Raw genomic sequence first — 19360 nt, 5'->3', positions numbered from 1 at the left:
AATTTTCAATCTTGGTTTATTGATTTTAAGCTTTAATTACTTGCAAAACAATAAAACAGGAATAGTAATTATATTAATAGCTAATCTTATTTTGTGGCATATCATACCATTACCCTTTCGACTCATTTTAGGATATGCCATAACTTTAATTGGGTTTAGTCTAATTTTTGTTAGAAGTATAAATAAAAAGGTACTACAATAATATTTGTAACATTTAATACCTTAACAGCACTAATACTATTGGTGACTGTATCTACATTATATTAATGATAGAATTAAACACCAAAAAATTAAATAATAAAACCTTTATGAAAACAAATAACAAATTAGCTTTTGGAATTGCTATAGGAGTTGCCATTGGTACTGCTGTTGGTGTTGCAACTCGTAATCTAGGATTATGGCTTAGTGTAGGTATTGCTATTGGAGCCGGAATTGGCACCACACTTAATAAAAAAAATAAAACAGAAGAAAATGATAATTCTTAATACCTTAAAATAACTGTTGCTAACAACGTGTAAAAATTATTGCTAGCGCTCTCCTACTTCCCTAAATCCTCACGTATTTCCTATTCGGTACTTTTTTGCTAAATTGGGTGCTAAATTACGCCACAAAGAAACCATAACTCAAGAAAATTCAGATTAAATATTATGAAATTGAAAAGTTACCTTATTGCATTAATTCTATTTATTTTTAGTATTAATACATTTTCACAAAACGAAATCCCTACAATTGATACCATTGTATTTAATGATGGAACTATTAAAAAAGGTAAACTAAAAATTAATAATTCGCAAACCATAGAATTTAATGGTAAAGTAAAATTATGTAATGAAAATAACAATAAAGATTGTATTACCTATAAAATATCTGATATTGATAGTATCACACAAGCACCACCTGAATTAATTGTAAATCAACTTAAAGAGATTAACAGTAAAAACCCTTCTAAAACTTACCAGAAAATTCTTGAAAAAAGTGATGATCCTGATGAATTTAAAATTGAAACTTATATAAATCGTTATAAGGTCATTTATAATGAAAATGAAGATAAAGGTGGTTTAGCCAAATTAAAATATTCAGGAAAAAATGTTGACTTTTATTATTATGCCAAACCTGGAAAGAGTGGAGGAAAAACGTATTTAACCAAACCAAATTCTAATAAAATAATATTTAGCTTTAATAGTACACAAACTTCTAATAAATTTAGTCTAAAACAACTATCAGAATATTTTAAAGATTGTGACATATTTATTAAAAAAAGTACTGAAAAAAATGCGCACAAAAAGTATAAAATGAAATATTTTTATAAGCTCTCAGATGCGTGTTCAAACTAATGAATGTATATACAGAGAGTGTGTGTGAAATAAAAAAACAAGCTAAGTAGCCAATAAAGTATTCTTTAGTCATTTTATGTAACTTAATAGAACATAGCAAACCTACACCCTATTTCAACTAGACATAGTATTTAAAAACTATTAAAATAAAAAGCAACCCAACTTCTATTTTATTAGTTTTCCAATTTATATAAAATTGAGAAATTTTCTATATTAGTCTCGCTATTAATTCATCGACTTACTAAAACCTTTATATATTTTAGATGCTTTCAATTAATAACTGCTTTAGTATAAAACACCTTTATACAAACGATAATAGAAATAAAGGGTTGATTATACACGTATATAAATAAGTTGTAGCCAATATAAGAAACGCCTATGGGAACTTGGGGAACAGGAATTTCTTCAAATGATATTTACGAAGATATTAACTATGAATTCTTTGAATTATATAATCAAGGAATGGAAGTCTCTGCGATTACCGAAAAGTTAATTAAGGAAAATAAGGAACTGATTGATTCTCACGAAGACCAAAATAACTTTTGGATAACTATCGCAAAATCTCAATGGGAATGTAAATCACTTGACCCAAAAGTTCTTAATCGAATTAAAGATATTGTCGAATCTGGAAAGGATATTGAATTGTGGAAAGAACTTGACGCTTCAACATCTGATTTGACTAAAAGGAAAAAAGTTTTAGATAGTTTTTTAGAGAAAATATCGACCGAAAAAAAGACATCTCGAAAACGAAAGGTAAAAAAAACACGAAATGCAATTTTTGAAAAAGGCGATTGTTTGGCTTTTAAATTAAATGATGGAGATTATTGTGGAGTTTTTGTTTTAGAATCAGAAAAGGAAACAGAATTCGGACTGAATTTAATTGTTGTAACTGACATTAAACAATCAGAAAAACCAACTGAAAAAGATTTCGAAAACGCAAAACTATTATTTAGACTTGAACAACAAATAAACAAAGAGTATAAACCAAAGGAACAAATTAGTTGGTATTATGCTCAACATTTCAAAAAGTCGGAAACGGAATTTGAAAAAATTGGACAATTAAAAGTTAATAAAGATTATTTTTCAAATAAAGATTATCAAAGTTTTTCGAATTGGGACAATCTGAAATTATTTCAAGACGAATTCTATTCTGACTTTGAAAATAATAAGTGTAAAAACAAAGTTAAATTGAGTAGCTTAAGGAAAAAATACTGGCTACAACAACGTATATAATCCATTGCTAGTACTAGCCTACTTACGAAAATCCTCGCGGATTTTCTATTCGGTTTTTATTTGCTAAATTACGTGCTAAACCACGCAACGTATCATATACAAAACCGTTGTGTGCAATTAAAACAAACTTTATGAAAACAAAATTATTTATATCGCTGATGCTTATTTTAGCATCTTGTGGAGCATCTAAAATCACTAACTCTAAACCTATTTTTACTCATATCAATTTATACCAATATGGAAAAATTGAACTCGGAGATGATATAAATAAATTTAATAATCTTATAGAAACAAAAGAAAACCGAATATATCTAAAAGAAAATGTTTTTGGTCGATCGAACTCTATTGAATTAATAAGTAATGCTAATAATGAGCTTACAGAATTTATATTTGATTATGGAAACAATATCTCTCTTGAATCAAAAATCACAGAATATAATTATTTAGGAGTTCCAAAAAGAAAAGACAGCAAAGCAATTTGGAACGATAAAAAAACTGAATTTTCAATTTATCAATTGAATGGAAGTGTCTTCTCAAAAATGAAAAAAATAAACTAATAACTGCACACAATAACGTGTATAATTAATGGCTAGTAAGAGCTTACTTACGAAAATCCTCGCGGATTTTCTATTCGGTTTTTATTTGCTAAATTAGTGACTTATACACGCAACTATTCTTATACAAACACATTACCTGCAAGCTGTCTCAGATTTAAAATCTAAATAAATGATTGAAAAAAACATAGAATTTATAAAAAAGACAATTGAAGAAAAGATACCAATTCATAAATTTTTAGGTCTGGAATTATTGGTACTTGAAAAAGGATTTGTAAAAGTAAGTGTTCCGTTTAGAGATGAAGTCGTTGGAGACATAAGAAGAAATAGATGGCATGGCGGAATAATTGCCACAATAATGGATTCTGTAGGAGGTATAGCAGGTGGAACTCACTTTACATCCTTAAAAGATAAATTAGCTACAATTGATTTAAGAATAGATTATCTAAAAGGAGCAGAAGCATTACCCATAATCGTAGAAGGAAAAATCGTTAGGTTAGGTAATAGAATACTTGTAACAAAAATGAAAGCCTTCCAAAAAAATGAATTAATAGCAGAAGGCAAAGGCGTTTATAATTTTATAAGAATTGATAATTCAGATAAATAACAAAATTGAAATGCCAGAAGATAACAGCGTATATAATTTATTGCTTGGTTCTTATCTACTTTCCAGGATTCCTATAGGATTTTATATGGATAGTTTTTGTTTACTAATTTAGTTACTGAAACACGCAACGAAATCTGAATCCAAAAATTAGAGTATATAAAAATCACATCGGAATTATTTAATTAATTCCAAGTATTCTATTAAAGTTTTTTAATTCGCACTTATAAAATTGAATAAATTTTTGTTTGAATGATTTTAGAAAATTGCGCATATTGTAAAGTATTTAAGTGTAATTATAAGACGAAAAAGTATTGAATTAGTTACAATTATTATTTGAATTATTAATTAAAATCGAATTGTGTGTGGAATAAAACAAGTTTCGGAATTGTTCACTCAAACGGAATTGAAAAATAACGTGGAATATTCTATTCGGTTAGTATTTGCTAAATATAGTTGCTAAACCACATACCTAAACATAAACCAAACGTTGCACAACATACAACAAACCTACAACCTATTTTCAACTAGACATAGTATTTAAAAACTATTAAAATAAAAAGCAACCCAACTTCTATTTTATTAGTTTTCCATTTTATATTAAATAGAGAAATTTTCTATATTAGTCTCGCTATTAATTCATCGACTTACTAAAACCTTTATATATTTTAGATGCTTTCAATTAATAACTGCTTTAGTATAAAACACCTTTATACAAACTATAATAGAAATAAAGGGTTGATTATACACGTATATAAATAAGTTAGCCACAAGTTAACCAGACCAACGAAAATTAGTAATAAATTCAAATTTTTAGATTTTTAATGAACGAATTTCAATCCGAAAATATAACTGAAACCGAAAAATGAAATTCCTGATTAACAAACCGCATCTGATTTTTTTGCTTTCGATTCCAATAATAATCCTATTCGGAATATTAGACAGAAACGAAATGTTGGATATAAATGTTCACGATACTTATTTCGTTTTTAGCCAAATTGATTTAACTATTCTGATTTCAATTCTTTTCGGAATAATCGGAATTGGATATTGGATGATGCTAAAAGCCAACAGAAAGCTATCCAAATGGCTGAATTTGATTCACATTACGCTGACTTTTGGCGGAATTTTACTCATATGGATTTTAGCGCAACTTTTCCGAGAATCAATAATGGAATATAATTTCAATAATAATCTGACTTTTGGAATTTATTTAATAGCTTTAATTGCAATTTTCGGGCAGTTAATTTATCCGATAAATATAATAAGCGGAATAATTAAAAAACGGAATAAAACCAGTGGCTAACAACGTATATAAAAAATTGCTGGTTTTATCTAAATCAAAAGGTCGTTGTACGTTTGCTACATCTGATTTTCCTTCGGAAAATCCTCGCACACAAACACGCAACTTTCCATATACAATCACGTTAACCACTCAAACCAAAAAGTATTCAACTTTTGAAAATCTGTGTAAGGAATTGATACTACTTCCACCCGACCTTTGTCTTATAATTTTAATCTTAAAAAAATAGACAAAATGAATATAAATCAATTTGGTAAAAAAGGTTGGACACCTGACAGAATAGACAATTTGAATGGCAAGACATTCGTAGTCACTGGAACTACAAGCGGAACAGGATTTGAAGCAGCTAAAATATTGCTATCAAAAGGTGCAAAAGTAGTAATGCTTAATAGAAACTCAAAAAAAGCAGAAGACACCATCGCAACATTAAAACAAGAATTGGGTAAAAACATTGAAGTAATTAATATTCAAATGGACTTATCCAAACAAACCTCTGTAAAAAAAGCAGCAGAAGAAGTTATAAAAACAGTTCCTCAAATTGATGCACTTATTTGCAATGCAGCAATTGCCCAAGTACCTAAACAAACGCTAACTGTAGACGGTTGGGAAAGTCAAATGGGAACGAATTATTATGGAAATTGGACATTGCAAGCTTTATTGTTCCCACTTATTGAGAAATCCAAAGGACGAATTGTAACGGTAGGGAGTTTGGGATATGATATGGGAATTAAAACCATCAAATTTGATGATTTGAATTGGGATAAAGATTACACGCCTAATAATGCCTACAGCCAAAGTAAACTCGCACAGATAATGTCAATTTACGAATTACAAGATAGATTGAAAGAAGCAGGAAATACAGATGTTAAAGCCTATGCGTGTCATCCTGGTTCTTCAAGAACCAACTTGATAAATACGAGTGGTAGTTTTATGATGAAATTCATCTTTAATATAATGAAATTATCGCCATTAACGCAGTCAGCTGAAAAAGGTGCTTATCCACAATTAATGTGTGCAACAGAACCACATTTAGACCAAAGCGGTTTTTATGGACCAACAGGAAGAAGCAATTGGACAGGTCCAGTTGGAGCACATAAAATAGAACCGCACGCTAAAGATAAAAATGTAGCAAAACGACTATGGGAACTTTCAGAAAAAGAGACAGGTGTAAAATGGAATATATAAATTTGTATTATGGAGCACTTTAAAACATTATCATCTTATCTAGAATATTTAGAATTACCGAGACCTGAACATCCAATGTTGAGTGTTTTCAACTCAAAAGGAGATGGTTATTTACCTTGTCCAAGAGAAAGTTCGCCACCAATAACTAATGATTGTTATTCTATAAGTTTTAAAAAATATGTGGAGGGAGATTTAAACTACGGACGAACAAAATATGATTTTACCAATGGAGCATTAATTTTTATTGCACCAAGGCAAATTCTACAATGGGATAGTAGCGTGGTTTTTGAGCGAAAAGGCTTTTCAATAAACTTCCACGAAGATTTTTTGAAAGGAACAGATTTAGCACAACAAATAAAAAAATATGGTTTCTTTTCCTATTCAGTAAATGAAGCATTACATCTTTCGCCAAAAGAAGAAAGGCAAATAGAATCGATAGTTGAAAATATTGAAATAGAATATCAGAACAACCAAGATGAGTTTAGTAAAGAAATTATCATTTCTCAATTAAGTACGCTTTTTAAGTATGCCAATCGATTTTATGAAAGACAGTTTTTGAATAGAAAAGAATTATCAAATAACTTGCTGGAGCGATTTAATCTTCAATTGTATGAATATTTTGAATTAGGTCTACTACAAGAAAAAGGTATTCCAAGCATAGAACAAATAGCTAATAAAATGTCCGTTTCTCAACGCTATTTAAGTGATACACTAAAAAAAGAAACAGGAAAAACGACTACCGAACATTTACACTTGCGTTTAATTGATGAAGCAAAGAATATTTTATTGAAACCGAATAAAAGTATTTCGGAAGTAGCTTATGAGTTGGGATTTGAATATCCCCAATATTTCTCAAGATTATTTAAAAAGAAAGAAGGTATAAGCCCAACGGAATACAGACAAAAATATAAATTGAATTAAATTATGGATATATTAAAAACAGCAACAGATTGGGCAAAATCCGAACTATTCTCAACCCCATTTTTCATTCTTTTCGGATTTGTATTTATATCAGCAAGCATCGGATTTTGGCAACTTGGAAAAACAGATATAGCAAGAGCATACATAATTCCGACTTCGGTAGCAGGTGTTTTGCTTTTGACAATAGGACTAGGGTTATTCTTTACCAATAAATCAAGAATTAAAGAATTTGAAACTGCATATAATAAAGATGCTACGGTATTTGTAGAATCAGAAATTACAAGAGCAGAAAGCACTTTAAAAGAATATAAAACAGTAGTATTTAAGGCTATTCCTATTATAATCATTGTAGCTGCTTTGTTAATTATATTTATAGATAGTCCAACTTGGAGAGCAATTAGCATCACAACGATTGCAATGCTAATAGTTATTTTATTAATAGACGGAACTGCACACTCAAGAATTGAAAACTATAAAAAGCAATTGGAATTAGTGAAAGAATAAGAAGCAATCAACTTGAATTGAAAAGTGAAATCAAAAAATAACTACACACAACAAGGTATATAAAAATAGCGGTTTAAGTGCTTCATCAAAAATGAATTTCATAAATTTAGGGTCAGTTATAATCCGAAAAGTTAGTGTTTTGAAACCCACGCAACTACTCATAGCCGAGACCGTTAGGCAACATACGAAACAAATCTCACGAATATTAATTAAAATGAACTTTCAAACACTTACAAAAAATAACTTCGAATTGTCAATTAAATGAAACAACTAACTATTATATTTTTACTAGTAACTATAACTGCAACATCACAGGAACAAACTGACTATTTAAAAATAGTAGACACTTTGATTAATAAAACTAGTGATTATTACATCTTTTCTGACAAAGCGAATGAAATTAAAGCTAAACTATTATCTCTTTCAGATAATTCTTTTAAAAATTTGTCTAAAAAACAATTTGCAGACACTATTACTGCCATCTTTAGAGAAAAGAGTAATGACAAACACTTTGCCCTGCTCTACAGACCTGATTTTTTAAATAATACGGAATCCAAAAAGGAGCAACAGCAAAAATTTAATGAAATTAATAGAAAATGGAATTTTGGTTTTGAATCTGTGGAAAGACTTAAAGGCAATATTGGATACATAAATTACTCTGGTTTTGCAGAATCTAATTCTTCCAGAGAGACATTAGCTGCTGCTATGAATTTTGTTTCTAATACTAATTCCTTAATTATTGATTTAAGGAATAATCAGGGAGGAGATGGGCCAATGATGTTGCTGTTTTGCAGTTATTTCATTGAAAATAAACAAGTGTTAAGTAAAACCTACTTTAGACAAAGTAATAAAACCGTTAAGAATAAAACTAAATCTAAAGTTCTTGGTAAGAAATATTTGAATAAGCCAATCTATATATTGACAAATAAAAATACTTTTTCAGCGGCAGAAGCATTAAGTTATAATCTTCAGCAAAAAGGGATTGCTAAAATAATTGGTGAAACAACAGCTGGTGCTGCTAACCCTATAGAATTGTTCGTGATAAGTAACGATTTCCTATTTTTTGTACCTACTGGTAATGAAACTAATTTAACAAGTAATAAAAACTGGGAACATATTGGTGTAATCCCTGATTATGCAATATCACAAGAAAATGCGTTAGAAAAAGCACAATTATTGGCTCTGAAAAATATTTTGAAAAGGAATATAAAAGCAGAGATAACCAATGAAGAAATTGAAAAAAGAATAATAGAATTGACAGAAAAACTGAAGTAATAGCAAAAGCACGTTGCTAAACACCATACATAACTCATAACCAAATCAGTTACTTGATCGAAGTTAAGGTGTTTTTGGAAAGTCGCCAAATTTTTAAATTTGATGATTTCCAAAGAAAAAGAGGAATAGTAAAATTTAAAAATCTGGCTTGTACTTAATCCGAATATTTATCGCTAATTTACACGCTAAGAGCCATATACAAGACCGTTGCCAACAAACTGACCAAAAACCTCTGAATTGAAAATTAAACAGAATTATTTAAAAGGAAAATCCGTTTTCATAGTTTCATTACTCGTAATCGGAATTACAATTCTGACTGTTTATTTAACTGGAATAAATTACAATCGAAGTCTGACTTCAAATCTATACTTGTCTTTAGGAATTATAGCAATATCGCTATTCTTATTTATGACTTATGGACTTTATAAAGGAATTGGATTGATTGACAATTTTCCAAAATATAGGAATTTTAAACGTGGTGATATAATGGGAAATGCTTCACCAACTTTCGACACACCTTCAATTGAAGTTGGTGATGGAATTGGTGGATTAATCTTATCAATTATCTTGTGGATCATAATGACAATTTTGATAATTCTATTACTAGTCGTTTTGGAAGCCGTTTTTTGGTTTTCGCTTTTTATTATTTTAGCAATGTTGTATTGGATTTTTTTCAGGGCATTAAAATTCGTTTTTAATAAATCAAAAGACACAAGAGGAGATATTGGAATTTCAGCAGTTTACTCGCTAACTTATACTCTACTCTATGTTGGTTGGATTTTCGGAATCGTTTATCTGACTGAAATAATGAAATAAAGCCAATTGGCAACACCATATAAAATAATTGCTTAATTAGTACTTAACCAAAGGTCGTTGCAGTTTTGTTACGTCTGATTTTCATTCAGAAAATCCTCGCACACAAAACCGAAACTATTCTTTTACAAACCCGTTGTGCAAAATATGAGAAAAACGATAATATTCATATTTGGAGTTATAATTATACAATTGAGTTTCTCTTGTAAATCTCAATATTCTGCGACTGAACTGAACAAAAGTTTCACGGCAGAACAGATAGCTGATTTGAATAAAATAACAGAATTTTTCAAGTCAGAAATGTGTTTACATATGGATTCCGACTTCAAAACTTGTTACGAACGAACACCTCACGAATATTTAGAAGCTACTGGAAATGGGTTTTGGAAAAATATTGACTTTGAGAAACAAAAAGAGTTATATAATGAAATATCAAAATCAACTTTTAATGAAATTTGGATGTTTTGCGAATCAACCTACTATCCAAGTGAAACAAAAGCAAAAGACCTTTGTGCCGTCACAAAAGGTAAATACATAAAATATTTAGTAGAATTAGGAAAAACTAATCAGAGAATTGCTAAATATGCGGAAAAAATTCAAGGAAGTGGCGATTTTAATGGATTTGATATCCAATATTGGCAAGTGCTAAAAAGCAAAAAATATTTTGACTTGAATGACCCGAATATCCAATTAATATTAGCTATTCATTATTTATCTTTAAATGACCAAGCAACAAGAAATGCGGATTTAATAGAACAAGCAATCCCGAAATTAAAATAAAATACGATGCACAACAACGTATATAAAAAATTGCTATTTTGTGCTAAATTCAATTGTCGTTGCACGTTTGTTACGTCTGATTTTACTGCGGAAAATCCTCGCACACAAAACCGAAACTATTCTTATACAAACCCGTTGCAACAAGCTGAAAAAACCATCAGCTAAGAATATTTTTCAACTACAGAATCACCCCATTCTGCAATAGATTGAATTAACGGAATTAAAGTTTTACCCAAATCAGTTAGTGAATATTCAACTTTTAAAGGTGGTTTGGAGGTATAAACCTTTCTTTTTATTATTCCATCCTCTTCCAAAGTCTTTAACTGTAAGCTTAAAGTGCGTTCCGTTACAGATGGCATTTCTTTTCTTAATTCATTATAACGCAAAGTCTTTCCAATCAAGTGGTATAAAATTACTGTTTTCCACTTTCCACCAATAATTCCCATTGTAAGACTTGCACAGCAAGGGTATTCTCTTCCATTAAATTTATGCATAAAACACTTTATTAATTACACTTTATAAATACAAAAGTATAATACTATATTTAATTATACAACTATACTTTTTATAGTTATTTTTTCATCTCACAACATTCTAACATACAGTATGTTACATATAGTTATTTATACTATCATTTTTGACCGTTATTTTAAGATTTAATAACTATACTTAATTTTGTCACTATAAAAATGATAGTTAATTAAAACAACAACAAATGAACTTAAAAGAAACTCTTAACTGGAGATACACAACCAAAGAATTTGATCCAAGTAAAAAAATATCTAAATCAGATATGAAGGAAGTGAAAAATTTATTAAGAATGAGTCCATCAAGCGTCAACTTACAACCTTGGCATTTTATAATTGCTGAAACCAAAGAAGGAAAAGAAAGAATGGCAAAAGGAACACAAGGATTTTTTCATTTTAACGAACCAAAAGTATTAAATGCATCAGCTGTTGTTCTGTTTTGTTCCAAAATTGATGCTGATGAAAAGTATTTTCAACATATTGCAGATACAGAAGATAAAAACGGGAGATTTCCGAATGAAGATATTAAAAACGGATTTTTAGGTGCTGTAAAAGCATTTGCAGGAATTCATAAATTTGATTTAAAAGACTTGAATCATTGGATGGAAAAGCAAGTATATTTAAACATAGGAAGCTTTTTATTAGGAGTTGCAACTCTTGGAATTGATGCTACACCAATGGAAGGTATTGATGTAAAAGCGTTAGACGAAGAATTTGGGTTAAGAGAAAAAGGCTATACTTCTTTAGTAGCTGTTTCTCTAGGTTATAGAGCAACTTCTGATTTTAACTCTACCGAAAAAACACCAAAATCTAGATTGCCAGAAAGTGAAATAATAACAACAATATAAAAAAAAGAAAATGATGAAATCAATCACTTATTTAATCTTAATTCTAGGGTTTCTTGTTTCGTGCAACAATTCGAAGTCAGAAGAAAAAACAACAGAAAATACTGTTTCCGAATCTATAGAAAACCCAACCAATAAAATTGGTTTAAGTGCTGATATCATTTGGGAACAAATGAACCCAGCACGAGGAGATAAAAGTCCTCTGGCTGGAACAATTTGGGGAAATAGAAAAGCCGAAATTCCAACAGGATATATAGGGAAATTTGTAGATGGATTTTCATCGCCTCCACACATTCATAATGTAACATATCGTGCAATTGTAATGAAAGGGTTAATACATAATGACGACCCAGAAGCCGAAAATATGTGGATGCCTGTAGGCTCATTTTGGACACAACCTGCTGGAGAATCGCATATTACTTCTGCCAAAGGAGAAGGAACAATGGCTTATATCGAAATCGATAACGGACCATATTTAGTAAAACCAACAACGGAATCTTTTGATAATGGCGAACGTCCAATTAATATGGACGCTTCTAATATTGTTTGGCTTGACAACACCCAAACAAATTGGATTGTAACAAATAATCAATCCAAAATCAGTTTTTTATGGAAAAATGCAGCTAATATTCGTGGCGTTTTGGTGAAACTACCTAAAAATTTTAAAGGGAACATTCACAGTAACGGAAGTGTTTTTTATGGAGTTATTATAGATGGGAATGTTGATTATAAAATGCCTAATGCCAATGCTTCAACCAACTTAGACGCTGGAAGTTATTTTGAATCCACTGGAAATAGTATTCACCAAATTTCAACAAGGGAAGAAGCTTTAATTTACATCAGAACAAATGATAGTATTAAAATTGATTAACAATGAAAAAAATATTAATCACAGGAAGTACAGATGGAATTGGTAAGCTAACAGCAATCAAACTTGCCAAAGAAGGTCACCAACTACTTTTACACGGAAGAAATGCTGAGAAGTTGAAAAATACCATTTCAGAAATTAAAGAAAAAACTTTCAATGATAAGGTAAGTGGTTTTGTATCTGATTTTTCAGATTCTAATAGTGTTAAAAAAATGATTGCAGAGATATCAAGTGAATTTTCATCTATTGATATTTTAATAAATAATGCAGGAGTGCTTAAAAGTAAAATACAAAAAAATCAAGATAATTTAGATTTACGATTTGCCGTAAATTATTTTGCTCCTTACCTACTTACAAACGGATTGTTACCAGTTATTAAAAATAGTAATTCGCCCAGAGTCATTAATTTAAGTTCGGCAGCACAATCTACAGTTTCTATGGGTGCTTTAGCAGGCACAGAAGAAATTTCAAACAATGCCGCCTATTCTCAAAGTAAATTAGCTTTAACTATGTGGAGTTTTAATTTTGCAAAAGAAAACGCAAATATTGTAACCATAGCAGTAAATCCTGGTTCCTTATTAAACACGCGTATGGCAAATGAAGCCTATGGACAACATTGGTCTCCTGCCGAAAAGGGAGCTGATATATTATATGAATTAGCCCTTTCTACAAATCACAACAAGAATTCAGGTAAGTACTTCGATAATGACAAAGGTGTTTTTTCTGAAGCACATAATGACGCATACAATCAAATGAAAATCAATGAATTACTTGCTCAAACAAACCAAATTTTAAATTATGACAATTAACAATACACTTGAGCAAGCGCGTTCACTAACACTACCCTCTAGAGAAGCCTCCTTAAACCGTGAACCTTCTGTGTCACATTTTTGGAAAAGCAACAGAGCATTACTAGAAAGTGCTTGGGTAGAATGGGAAATAAAAAACAAAGGCGATTTATTAGTTCCTGATGAAACTTTGCTTGACCCACGCTTACGAAGAGCAATTAAAGATGCTTGGGAAAATCCAGAAAAAGAAAATGCTGTTGCCGATTTATGGGAAGAAATTATTCCAGGAGTTTATACCGCACAATTTTTTGATGTTGAACGCTTGGCAGAGTTTCGTAATTATTTAGAAGCTGTGGCAAATTCACAAATTCCGAAACGTGCACCTTACGGCATACAATTAAATCGTTATGGAGTTATGCTCGACCCACGTTCCGAAGGACATCTTGCAGCACCTTATTTTCAAGCTTTTTATAACGATATGATGAATCGCTATATGCGACCAATTGCACGCTTGTTATTGGGCACTTACGGCTACGATAGCCAAACTTTTGGTTTTTCTATTCAATACAATCCTGATAAGGATAAGGACTTGCACGCACATACCGATGCTTCATCTGCTACTCTAAATATCAATATCAACTTACCTGACGAGCCTTTTACAGGTTCACAAGTTGATTTTCATGATAAAACCACAGGAAGAACTGTCCAAACTAGTTTTGAGCCTGGAAAAGCTATCATTCATAGAGGTAATGTGCCACATGCAACACATCCAATAACCAGTGGTCAGCGCAGCAACTTAGTTGTATGGTTATATGGAGACCGTATGCAAATACCGCAAGGAGGAGCTAATAGTTATGGTAATTTTGCTAAATCGGCAGATAAAGTTGAATCAGAAAACATTACCGCTCGCCAACGTTGGAGTGTCCCAAACGAACCCAAAGACACCTATGCTCCATTTTAAAATAACTTGAAAACTAATTTTATTAAAAAAAATCATCTATACATCAAAAGAGTGAATTAAATAAAGCACTTGCCTACAACGTATATAAAAAATAGCAGTTAAGAGCAAAACTTAAAGTTTAGTTCTTTTCTGCTATCTTTGTTTTAAACTGAAAATTAGTACACATAAATCTGCTACTTTTTATATACAAGACCGTTGGCAATAATACTTTTAAAAGAACTTCAATAATGAAAAAAATCAGATTAGTAATTTTGTTAATTCTTATTTCAAATTTATTATCAGCTCAGAATGAATCTAAAATTACTCAATTTGATAAAGCATTAAATCAATTTATTAATGTAAGAGATTTTTGTATTTCAAAAGATGGGAATGAAGCATTCTTTACTGTACAAAGCCCTAATCAAGAAATTTCACAACTTGCTTATATTAAAAAGAAAAAAAATGGTTGGTCAAAACCAGAATTATTACCTTTTTGTGACTCATATATGTATTTAGAGCCTTTTTTATCATATGATAATAATCGACTGTTTTTTGTATCTAATAGACCTTTAAATGATTCTATTAATAAAAAAAAGGATTTTGATATTTGGTATGTTGAAAGAGATAACAAAGATGAGCTGTGGTCAAAACCTAAAAACATTGGAAAACCAATTAATTCAGAATTAGACGAGTTTTATCCTTCTGTCAGTAAAAATGGAAATATATATTTTACAATGGTATCGCCTGACGGTTTTGGAAAAGATGACATTTATTATTGTGAATGGAAAGGTGATAAATATTCAAACCCTATTTTATTAGATAAAAACATTAACAGTTCCGGCTATGAGTTTAATGCTTTTATTTCAGAAAAAGAAGATTTCATAATCTATTCAAAATATAATGAAAAAGATGGTCAAGGAAGTGGGGATTTATATATTTCGAAGAAGGATACAAAAGGAAACTGGAAAAGTGCTGTAAATCTAGGAATTCCGGTGAACACAAAGTATATGGAATATTGCCCATTTTATGATGAACAAAACCAAATTTTATATTTTACAAGCAAAAGAAATAATATACATTCAAGAAATTTCGATACTATTTCAGAATTTAGAAAATATATTAATGAAAGTAATAATGGATTAAGTAAAATATATAAGACTTCACTTAAAATAAAATAGTACTATTGCCAACAATGCATAAAAAGAATTGCGGTTTAGCGCTTAATCAAAGGTAGTGGCGTGTTTGCTACATCTGAACTTACTAAATAAATTCCTCGCAAGCTAACCCGCAACTATTCTTACACTAATCCGTTTGCAACAAGCTGAAAAAACATCGGGCTTCAAACAAAAACTCGAATTCATTTTTATATATTGAGAATTATAGATATGTTTGCTTTATGAATTTGAAAATAGCAACAGAAATTGGTAAATGTTTATCGAACCAAATCAGATTTCAGATATTGGAATGGTTGAAAGAACCAGAGAAACACTTTCCACCACACGAAACATTAAAGCATTTTAATGATGGTGTTTGCGTTACTTATATTCAAGAAAAAACGAAACTATCTCAATCGACTATTTCAACATATTTGACCAATATGGAAAAATGTGGACTTTTAATAGCAACAAGACACGGAAAATGGTCGTATTTAAAAAGGAACGAAGAGACTATTAAACAGTTTACGGATTTTCTAAAATAAAAAAATTTGACAATACATATCGACATTTCGCAATATAACAAACTATGACATTATTAATTGACATATTAGGCTGGTCAGGTTCAGGATTGATAATCCTTGCCTATACCCTAACTCTAATCGAAAACAAAAAATATTTGGACTATGGAAAGTATTTAAACTTGCTTGGAGGACTTTTAATTGCCATAAACTGTTATTACTACAATGCTATTCCACCATTTGCAACTAATTTACTTTGGAGTGTCATTGCAACTTTAACGATATATAAGTCAAGAAAAAAAAGAGAAATGCAACAAGACTAAATGTTTAACTTAAAAATAAAACAATGAAAATTTTAATAATTGGAGGAAACGGAACAATAGGAAAAACCGTTGTTTCACATTTTAAAGAAAAGAACGAAATAATAATTGCTGGGCGCACCAATGGAGACGTAACTGTTGACATTGCTGATAGTAGTTCGATACAATCAATGTTTGAAAAGATTGGAAAAGTGGACGCTATAATTTGTATCGCTGGAGAAGCAAAATGGGACGATTTCAATAAACTTTCTGAAGACGATTATTATATCGGACTGAAAAGTAAACTAATGGGACAAGTTAATCTTGTACGCATTGGCCAGAATTATTTAAATCCAAATGGTTCGATTACTTTGTCAACAGGAATTTTGGCAGACGACCCAGTTGTAAAAACAACGAGTGCGTCAATGGTAAATGGAGGAATTCATAGTTTTGTACAAGCAGTTGCACTTGAAATTGAAAACGGAATTAGAGTAAATGTTGTTTCTTCTGGAATGGTGGATGATGCTTATGAAAAGTATAAAGACTATTTTCCAGGACACAATCCGATACCAATGAAAAAAGTAATTAACGGATATGTAAGAAGTGTAAACGGAAAAGGAAATGGCGAAATAATTAGAATTTACGAATGAAACAAAGCCAGTTGGTAATACCTTGTATAATTTATTCCTAGTCCTAGCCTACTTGCCAAAATCTTCACAGATTTTCTATTCGGTTTTTATTTGCTAAATTAGGTGCTTACACACGCAACGTATCATATACAAAACCGTTACCTACAATTATGAAAATTCGCATTCTATTAATATTATTGATTCTTATTTCAGCTTGTAAACAAAATAAAAAAGATACTCAAGCGGTAATTATTACTGATAAATCAAAATCTGAATTAAATAATAAAACTGAAATAATTATTCCTGAAAATATCGATTCTGAATTTAAACTTTTTCTTAATTTTTTTAATAAAGATTCTACTTTTCAAATCAGTAGAGTTGATTTTCCAATTAAAATAAAGGATTTCCAAAAAGTTGAATTTGAGTTGAACGAACGAATAGTAAATCAGAGTGAATATGTCCTAAAAAAAATCTCTGTAAATAAGACGTCTGAAAAAGAAGATTTTAGAGAATATGAACAGACTATAATTATCGAAAATGAAAATGCTCTAATCGAAATTAACGGAATTGAAAACGGAATAGCAATTGAATATGAGTTTAAGAAAATCAATGGAAAATGGAAATTAATAACTTGGACTGACCAATCAACATAAAAATAACTGCTGGTAACAATGCAAATATTTTATTGCTAGGTTCTTCCCTACTTGTGAATGTTTGCTAACTTAGTTGCCTAACCATACAAATAACCATACACAAACACGTTAGCATACATTAAGAACGAATAGTAATAACAAGAAAATTTTGAATAGCTAAAAAACTTGAATGGCAGGATTTATATATTTTAAGGAACACGAAATTGTTTTTAATAATAGTCAATTTAGGAATACAATAACTTTCGCAAGTAAAGTTGCCCGAAAAATGGCAACCGAATCTGAAATGGAATATGTAGAAAAAATGGAAAATAATGTTGAAAATTATTGGCCAGGAATGAGTCTTGATATAGAAACTGATTTTCCCGAACTTAATGAGAAAAAATTTTGGACAAAAATATTTTATGAGACAGCAAGAGAAGTTTTTGAAAGAAAAATAGGTGTACAAGATTATTTTTTTTGGCAGACTCAAAGAATATATCAATTATATGGAACAGGAAATGTATTCGAAAAATCTGTTAAAGAAATTGAACCAAAATGGATACCAAACATTCGTGACTTTAGCGAATTTAATGAATGGACAAAAAAGCGAAATGAAGAATAAAAACGTATGCTAACACCATATATAATTTATTCCTAGTCCTAGCCTACTTGCAAAAATCTTCACAGATTTTCTATTCGGTTTTTATTTGCTAAATTAGGTGCTAAACCACACAACAAACCATATACAAACACGTTAGCTAAAATTAATAACGAATGATATTCAAAGGACATTTTGACCCTCTAAAAGCACCTCTTGATTTTAATAAATTAACGATTTTCACAAAATCAGAGAAGCAAAAAGATATTAGAAAAGAATACTTTTATAAAGACTATAAAGTTTCTAAAATTATTGATTATAGAAATGGTATAATTTCCGAATATGAACATTCGGATGATAATTTTGTTGTTAAATTTTATCTATTTGAAGATACAATAAATGAGGCGAAATTTGATTCAATTAAAAAACTCACTTATTCAAATGAGAAAAAAATAAGAGAAGTTCTTATAAATATCGAAAATGAAAAAGAAGTGAAAATTTATACTGGTGAGTTTGAATACTTGGGAGATGATTTATCCTTTGAACGATATACATATGATGATGAAGAAGCATATCGAATAAAACACGAATGGAATAAAACAAAGTCCGTAAATTTAATTACACATCTTGATGAACCTGACAAAGTAAAATATACATTTAATAAGAATGGATTTCTAACCGAATGCTTATACTTTAAATATGAAGGAAGTGTAAAGAAAACACTTTACGAATACAAGGATCAAAGACTATTTAAATTAATTGAATTTCCACATCTAGAATACAAGAAAACTATTTTGGGTAAAATTAAGATTGTTGGTGAAGCTCAATTTATGGATGAAACTGAATATTATTATTGTGAAAATGGCTTATTAGAAAAAGAAATTATAAAAGACTACGAGACCAAAGAATTACAAAATACAATCCATTACGAATACGAAAAATAACTGTGGCTAACACCATATATAATTAATTCCTAGTCCTAGCCTACTTGCAAAAATCTTCACAGATTTTCTATTCGGTAATTAGTTGCTAAATTATATTATAGAAATAAAG

At 30.0% G+C, this 19360-nt stretch carries 24 protein-coding genes; 23 read left to right on the top strand and 1 reads right to left on the bottom strand.

Features of this window, described 5'->3' with window-relative positions:
- The first annotated feature begins 308 nt into the window (after window positions 1-308).
- The 12 genes from ACFSSB_RS03365 to ACFSSB_RS03310 all read left to right on the top strand — a co-directional run bounded on the left by ACFSSB_RS03365 (window position 309) and on the right by ACFSSB_RS03310 (window position 10506).
- Entirely contained in the window at window positions 309-485 is a 177-nt protein-coding gene (locus ACFSSB_RS03365) for a hypothetical protein (protein ID WP_379900959.1), read from the top strand.
- A 162-nt stretch (window positions 486-647) separates the two neighbouring features.
- Entirely contained in the window at window positions 648-1334 is a 687-nt protein-coding gene (locus tag ACFSSB_RS03360) for a hypothetical protein (protein WP_379900957.1), read from the top strand.
- 378 nt (window positions 1335-1712) lie between these two features.
- The gene (locus tag ACFSSB_RS03355; RefSeq protein WP_379900955.1) at window positions 1713-2567 is read left to right on the top strand and encodes a hypothetical protein; all 855 of its coding nucleotides are present in this window, start codon (window positions 1713-1715) and stop codon (window positions 2565-2567) included.
- A 131-nt stretch (window positions 2568-2698) separates the two neighbouring features.
- The gene (locus ACFSSB_RS03350) at window positions 2699-3124 is read left to right on the top strand and encodes a hypothetical protein (RefSeq protein ID WP_379900953.1); all 426 of its coding nucleotides are present in this window, start codon (window positions 2699-2701) and stop codon (window positions 3122-3124) included.
- Window positions 3125-3293: 169 nt separating this feature from the next.
- A complete protein-coding gene (locus tag ACFSSB_RS03345; protein ID WP_379900951.1) occupies window positions 3294-3728 on the top strand; it encodes a hotdog fold thioesterase in 435 nt (144 codons plus the stop codon).
- 862 nt (window positions 3729-4590) lie between these two features.
- Window positions 4591-5031 carry a hypothetical protein gene (locus ACFSSB_RS03340; RefSeq protein WP_379900949.1) on the top strand — a complete coding sequence of 147 codons (441 nt, stop codon included), beginning with the start codon at window positions 4591-4593 and terminating at the stop codon, window positions 5029-5031.
- Window positions 5032-5262: 231 nt separating this feature from the next.
- The gene (locus ACFSSB_RS03335) at window positions 5263-6213 is read left to right on the top strand and encodes an SDR family oxidoreductase (protein WP_379900947.1); all 951 of its coding nucleotides are present in this window, start codon (window positions 5263-5265) and stop codon (window positions 6211-6213) included.
- Between the two features lie 9 nt (window positions 6214-6222).
- Window positions 6223-7134: a helix-turn-helix domain-containing protein gene (locus ACFSSB_RS03330; protein ID WP_379900945.1), complete on the top strand. Its 912-nt coding sequence runs from the start codon at window positions 6223-6225 to the stop codon at window positions 7132-7134.
- Between the two features lie 3 nt (window positions 7135-7137).
- The gene (locus tag ACFSSB_RS03325; RefSeq protein ID WP_379900943.1) at window positions 7138-7638 is read left to right on the top strand and encodes a hypothetical protein; all 501 of its coding nucleotides are present in this window, start codon (window positions 7138-7140) and stop codon (window positions 7636-7638) included.
- A 261-nt stretch (window positions 7639-7899) separates the two neighbouring features.
- Window positions 7900-8913, top strand: a complete 1014-nt coding sequence (locus tag ACFSSB_RS03320) for a S41 family peptidase (RefSeq protein ID WP_379900941.1) — start codon at window positions 7900-7902, stop codon at window positions 8911-8913.
- Between the two features lie 237 nt (window positions 8914-9150).
- Window positions 9151-9729: a hypothetical protein gene (locus ACFSSB_RS03315; protein WP_379900939.1), complete on the top strand. Its 579-nt coding sequence runs from the start codon at window positions 9151-9153 to the stop codon at window positions 9727-9729.
- Between the two features lie 144 nt (window positions 9730-9873).
- Entirely contained in the window at window positions 9874-10506 is a 633-nt protein-coding gene (locus ACFSSB_RS03310) for a hypothetical protein (RefSeq protein WP_379900937.1), read from the top strand.
- 161 nt (window positions 10507-10667) lie between these two features.
- Here the strand turns inward: ACFSSB_RS03310 and ACFSSB_RS03305 are convergent, their stop codons facing one another.
- A complete protein-coding gene (locus ACFSSB_RS03305) occupies window positions 10668-11000 on the bottom strand; it encodes a winged helix-turn-helix transcriptional regulator (RefSeq protein WP_379900935.1) in 333 nt (110 codons plus the stop codon).
- A 221-nt stretch (window positions 11001-11221) separates the two neighbouring features.
- On the opposite strand from ACFSSB_RS03305, the gene nfsB reads away from it, so the two are divergent.
- The 11 genes from nfsB (at window position 11222) to ACFSSB_RS03250 (ending at window position 19251) form a co-directional block, all read left to right on the top strand.
- A complete protein-coding gene (gene nfsB / locus ACFSSB_RS03300) occupies window positions 11222-11881 on the top strand; it encodes an oxygen-insensitive NAD(P)H nitroreductase (RefSeq protein ID WP_379900933.1) in 660 nt (219 codons plus the stop codon).
- Window positions 11882-11891: 10 nt separating this feature from the next.
- Window positions 11892-12749 carry a DUF4437 domain-containing protein gene (locus ACFSSB_RS03295; RefSeq protein WP_379900931.1) on the top strand — a complete coding sequence of 286 codons (858 nt, stop codon included), beginning with the start codon at window positions 11892-11894 and terminating at the stop codon, window positions 12747-12749.
- 2 nt (window positions 12750-12751) lie between these two features.
- Window positions 12752-13555 carry an SDR family NAD(P)-dependent oxidoreductase gene (locus ACFSSB_RS03290; protein ID WP_379900929.1) on the top strand — a complete coding sequence of 268 codons (804 nt, stop codon included), beginning with the start codon at window positions 12752-12754 and terminating at the stop codon, window positions 13553-13555.
- 70 nt (window positions 13556-13625) lie between these two features.
- Entirely contained in the window at window positions 13626-14495 is an 870-nt protein-coding gene (locus ACFSSB_RS03285; protein WP_379900927.1) for a 2OG-Fe(II) oxygenase, read from the top strand.
- A gap of 227 nt (window positions 14496-14722) precedes the next feature.
- Window positions 14723-15652 carry a hypothetical protein gene (locus tag ACFSSB_RS03280; RefSeq protein WP_379900925.1) on the top strand — a complete coding sequence of 310 codons (930 nt, stop codon included), beginning with the start codon at window positions 14723-14725 and terminating at the stop codon, window positions 15650-15652.
- A gap of 218 nt (window positions 15653-15870) precedes the next feature.
- Window positions 15871-16173: an ArsR/SmtB family transcription factor gene (locus ACFSSB_RS03275; protein ID WP_379900923.1), complete on the top strand. Its 303-nt coding sequence runs from the start codon at window positions 15871-15873 to the stop codon at window positions 16171-16173.
- 44 nt (window positions 16174-16217) lie between these two features.
- Window positions 16218-16472: a hypothetical protein gene (locus tag ACFSSB_RS03270; protein WP_379900921.1), complete on the top strand. Its 255-nt coding sequence runs from the start codon at window positions 16218-16220 to the stop codon at window positions 16470-16472.
- A gap of 23 nt (window positions 16473-16495) precedes the next feature.
- A complete protein-coding gene (locus tag ACFSSB_RS03265; RefSeq protein WP_379900919.1) occupies window positions 16496-17098 on the top strand; it encodes a short chain dehydrogenase in 603 nt (200 codons plus the stop codon).
- 149 nt (window positions 17099-17247) lie between these two features.
- On the top strand, window positions 17248-17730 hold the full coding sequence (locus ACFSSB_RS03260; RefSeq protein WP_379900917.1) for a hypothetical protein: 483 nt from the start codon (window positions 17248-17250) through the stop codon (window positions 17728-17730).
- A gap of 169 nt (window positions 17731-17899) precedes the next feature.
- Window positions 17900-18331 (top strand): hypothetical protein, encoded by a 432-nt coding sequence (locus tag ACFSSB_RS03255; protein ID WP_379900915.1) that lies wholly within the window; start codon window positions 17900-17902, stop codon window positions 18329-18331.
- A gap of 152 nt (window positions 18332-18483) precedes the next feature.
- Window positions 18484-19251, top strand: coding sequence for a hypothetical protein (locus tag ACFSSB_RS03250; RefSeq protein ID WP_379900913.1), 768 nt, complete (start codon window positions 18484-18486; stop codon window positions 19249-19251).
- Window positions 19252-19360: the final 109 nt, after the last annotated feature.

Origin of the sequence: Lacinutrix gracilariae, from assembly GCF_042684485.1 — a bacterium.
GTDB lineage: Bacteria > Bacteroidota > Bacteroidia > Flavobacteriales > Flavobacteriaceae > Oceanihabitans > Oceanihabitans gracilariae.
This window is presented reverse-complemented; position numbering and strand designations above follow the sequence as displayed.